Origin of the sequence: Mycobacterium sp. (assembly GCF_050701675.1) — a bacterium.
Classification (GTDB): domain Bacteria; phylum Actinomycetota; class Actinomycetes; order Mycobacteriales; family Mycobacteriaceae; genus Mycobacterium.
Map to the genome: position 1 here is coordinate 1 of NZ_JBOGDD010001037.1, position 4,320 is coordinate 4,320.

4 protein-coding genes are annotated in these 4,320 nt (G+C 68.9%); all 4 read right to left on the reverse strand.

Translation table 11 applies throughout. The annotated features are described in order from the left end of the window. Positions 1-48: 48 nt before the first annotated feature. Complete coding sequence (gene whiA, locus ACRDUX_RS31740; RefSeq protein ID WP_526419967.1) at positions 49-1,032, reverse strand: DNA-binding protein WhiA; 984 nt, start codon at positions 1,030-1,032, stop codon at positions 49-51. A 7-nt stretch (positions 1,033-1,039) separates the two neighbouring features. Beyond that, the gene (yvcK, locus tag ACRDUX_RS31745; protein ID WP_526419969.1) at positions 1,040-2,041 is read right to left on the reverse strand and encodes a uridine diphosphate-N-acetylglucosamine-binding protein YvcK; all 1,002 of its coding nucleotides are present in this window, start codon (positions 2,039-2,041) and stop codon (positions 1,040-1,042) included. Continuing rightward, complete coding sequence (gene rapZ / locus ACRDUX_RS31750; RefSeq protein ID WP_526419973.1) at positions 2,038-2,946, reverse strand: RNase adapter RapZ; 909 nt, start codon at positions 2,944-2,946, stop codon at positions 2,038-2,040. Before rapZ ends, yvcK begins: the two co-directional genes overlap by 4 nt. A gap of 78 nt (positions 2,947-3,024) precedes the next feature. Continuing rightward, the coding region (uvrC, locus tag ACRDUX_RS31755; RefSeq protein ID WP_526419971.1) for an excinuclease ABC subunit UvrC at positions 3,025-4,320 on the reverse strand (1,296 nt) is incomplete at its 5' end.

A 4,320-nucleotide genomic window follows, 5' to 3' on the forward strand; every position in this document is an offset into this window, starting at 1 on the left:
GGACCCGGCCTCGCGGGCGCTCACGCGATGGGTCGTCGAAGGTGCGCGCTACGCATCGTCGAGCAGGTCGGGCGTCACCGCCGATTCGGTGTCGGGGATGCCGTCCTGCTTTGCCTTGCGGTCGGCCATCGACAGAAGGCGCCGGATACGGCCCGCCACAGCATCTTTCGTCATAGGTGGCTCCGCGAGCCGGCCGAGCTCCTCCAACGACGCCTGCCGGTGCTCGACGCGAAGTTTTCCCGCGGCCGACAGATGGCCTGGCACCGAGTCGCCGAGGATGTTCAGCGCGCGTTCAACGCGGGCCGCGGCGGCCACCGCCGCGCGCGCCGATCGCCGCAGGTTCGCGTCGTCGAAGTTCGCGAGGCGGTTCGCCGTGGCGCGCACCTCGCGACGGAGTCGACGCTCCTCCCACGTGAGCCGGGTGTCCTGAGCCCCCATCCGCGTCAGGAGCGCACCGATCGCCTCTCCGTCGCGTACGACGACGCGGTCACTCCCCCGCACCTCGCGGGCCTTGGCGCTGACGCCCAGTCGCCGGGCCGCACCGACCAGCGCCAGTGCCGCCTCTGGGCCAGGGCAGCTGATCTCCAACGACGACGAGCGACCGGGTTCGGTCAACGAACCGTGCGCCAAAAATGCTCCACGCCAGGCGGCTTCGGCATCGCCGACGCTGCCGCCAACCACCTGGGCGGGCAAGCCGCGGACCGGCCGCCCGCGCAGGTCCAGCAGCCCGGTCTGTCGGGCCAGGGCCTCGCCGTCCTGCGCCACTCGCACCACGTAACGGGTGCCCTTGCGCAGACCGCCTGCCGTCATCACGTGCACCACTGCGTTGTAGCCGTACAGATCGTGGATGTCCTTGCGCAGGCGCCGGGCGATGACTCCGAGGTCCACCTCCGCCTCGACGACCACCCGTCCCGCGACGATGTGCAGTCCGCCTGCGAACCGCAACAGGGCGGCTACCTCCGCACGCCGTGCGCTGACCGAGTTGATCACGAGTCGGCTGAGCTCGTCCTTGACCTCGGCTGTCATCGCCACGAAATCGTCACCTCTCGTCGACCGACCGCGCGACGGGAGTCGGAACCGTCGGCGTGACGGGTGCCCTACCGCGCAGCCGCACCCGCTCAAGCGCCGCAGCCAACCTGGCCGGGTCATGTAATGGTGTACCAGGTCTGGACACGTCAGCAAACTCGACCTGAGCCTCGAGGCTGGCGGCCGTCCGACGCAGCTGATCGCGTTCGCGTTCGCTGGGAACGCTGGCAGCGTCGACGACGATGTCGTGCACGGTGAATCCCGGGGCGTGTTGCGCCAAGACGTGGAGGTGGCGTTCGGCGGAGAATCCCGCCGTCTCACCAGGCTCGGCGACCAAGTTGAGCACCAGGGCGCGGCGGGCGTCCGTCGCCTGGAGCGCCGCCACCAGCTGCGGAACCAAGACGTGCGGGATGACGCTGGTGAACCACGAACCGGGGCCGAGCACGACGAGGTCGGCGGCCATGATCGCATCGACCGCCTGCCGGGTCGCCGGTGGATTGCCGGGAAGCAGGCGCACCCTCCTGACCTTCCCGACGGTGGTGGCAACCGCGACCTGACCCCTGATGGCCCGGCTCATCCGCGGATCGGATTCGAGCCCGGCCACGTCCGCCTCGATCTGCAGTGCGATCGGGCACATCGGCAGAACGCGCCCCTTGAGGTCGAGGATGCGGCCGAGTTCGTCGAGGGCCGCGACGGGATCGGCAAGCACTTCGTTGAGTCCGGCGAGCAACAGATTTCCGATGGGATGGCCGGCCAAGGCCCCGCTGCCACCGAACCTGTGCTGAATGATGGTGGCCCACAAATGGCCGTGTGGACTGTCGGATGCCAACGCCGCCAACGCCATTCGCAGGTCTCCGGGTGGCACGACGTCGAGTTCGCTGCGCAGACGACCCGAGGACCCGCCGTCGTCGGCGACGGTCACCACGGCCGTTACGTGCGGGGTGAGTCGCCTCGCCGCAGACAGCGTGGCGTACAGCCCGTGGCCGCCTCCGAGCGCGACGATGCGTGAGTTCATTCGCGACCCAGATCTCGGTGAAGCACCCGCACCGTGAGTTCGTCGTCACCGTCCAGTCGCTCCGCGAGGGCCTCGGCGATCGCGACGCTGCGATGCTTGCCACCCGTACATCCGATGGCAACGGTCATGTAGCGCTTTCCCTCCCTGCGGTATCCGTCGATGACGACGTCCAGCAGTCGATGGTAGGTGTCGATGAAGTCCACCGCCCCCGGTTGGCCGAGGACGTAGTCACGTACCGCCGGGTGCTGCCCGGTGTGTGGCCGCAACTCGTCGACCCAGTGAGGGTTCGGCAGGAAGCGGACGTCCATCACCGTGTCGGCATCCATCGGCAACCCGTACTTGTAGCCGAAGGATTCCACCGTCACGTTGGTGTGCGCGACGGTCTCGGCGGCGAACGCGCGCTCGATGGTCTCGCGGAGCGCGGGCACCGGCAACGACGACGTGTCGATCACCAGGTCCGCCGCGGCACGGATCGGCGCAAGCATGGTGCGCTCGGCGGAAATGCCCTCGGCCAGAGTCTGATTGCCCTGCAGCGGATGGCTGCGGCGATTTTGTTCGTACCGCCTGACCAGGATGTCGTCGGACGCCTCGAGGAAAAGCACGCGTGGTGTGATGTCGCGGGTGGCCAGGTCGTGCCGCACCCACTCGAGATCACCCGTGAACCCGCGCGAGCGCACGTCCATCACGACTGCCAGCTGCGTGATCCGCGAGCCGGCCGCGAGACCGAGCTCGACCATCCGGGCGATCAACTCGGGCGGCAGGTTGTCGGCGACGTACCAGCCAAGGTCCTCCAGAACCTTGGCGGCCGTGCCCCGTCCCGCGCCGGACAGCCCAGTGACGAGGACGACGTCTATGCCGGCGGCCGACTGGTCGTCGGCAAGCCCGTCGTGCAGGCCCTCCGTCATGTGCGATCCGCTCCCGGCTTCTCGCTCAGTCATGCGCGATCCGCCTCGGCTTCTCGCTGCACGCCATCCCCTGGTCCGTCATCCCTGCTTCGCCGTCTCCACGTCGTCCTTGATCGTAGGCACCCCGAGGGCTTCGAGGACGGCGTTCGCGGTGGCCACTCCGATTCCCGGCACCGCGGTGATCTCCTCGACGCTGGCATCCTTGAGCCGGGCGACCGAGCCGAAGTGTGTGACGAGCGCCTTTCGCCGGTGCTCGCCCAGACCCCGAACTGAGTCTAGTGCCGACGCGGTCATGCGCTTCGACCGCTTGCTTCGGTGGTAGCTGATCGCAAAGCGGTGCGCCTCGTCGCGCACGCGCTGCAGCAGGTAGAGCCCGTCGCTGTTGCGCGGCATGATCACGGGATCCGCCTCCGACGGTACCCAGACCTCCTCGAGCCGCTTCGCCAGTCCGATCACGGCCACGTCGGTGACGCCGAGGTCCTCGAGGACCGCTGCGGCGGCGTTGACCTGCGGCGCACCACCGTCGACGACGAACAGGTTGGGCGGGTAGGCGAACCTGCGCGGCTTGGCGTCCTCCGTCAATGGCGCCTGCGCGTCCGCTACATGCCGGGCGAACCGCCGCCGCGTCACCTCGGCGATGGATGCCACGTCGTCGGAGCGTCCGTCGCCCGCGGCCTCGCGGATCGCGTAGTGCCGGTAGTCCGACTTGCGCGGAAGTCCGTCCTCGAAGACCACCAGCGAGGCCACCACGTCGGTGCCCTGGACGTGACTGATGTCAACGCACTCGATGCGCAGCGGTGCGTCGCTCAGCCCGAGGAATTCCTGGATGCTCTGCAGCGCTTCGGATCTGGCGTTGAAGTCACCGGCACGCTTGAGTTTGTGCTGCGCCAATTGGTCCTGGGCATTGCGGTGCACGGTCTCGGCGAGGGCGCGCTTGTCACCGCGGGCGGGCACCCGCAGGTTGACGTTCGAACCGCGCAGCCCGCTGAGCCACGCGGCGAGTTCGTCGGCGTTGTCGGGCAGCACCGGAACCAGGACCTGCCTCGGCACCAGGTTGGTGGCGTCGTCGGCGGCGCCGCCGAGCTCTGCCTGATCGCCGTAGAACTGCGTGAGGAACTGCTCGACGAGATGCTCCTGCCCCGATTTCCCTGGCTCGCCGGACTTCTCGACGACCCAGCCGCGCTGACCGCGGACCCGTCCGCCGCGGACGTGGAACACCTGCACGGCAGCCTCGAGCTCGTCGTCGGCGAACGCGACCACGTCGGCGTCGGTGCCGTCGCCGAAGACCACGGTCTGCTTCTCCAAGGCGCGCTTGAGGGCCGAGATGTTGTCCCGCAGCCGTGCCGCCCGCTCGAAGTCGAGCTGCTCGGCGGC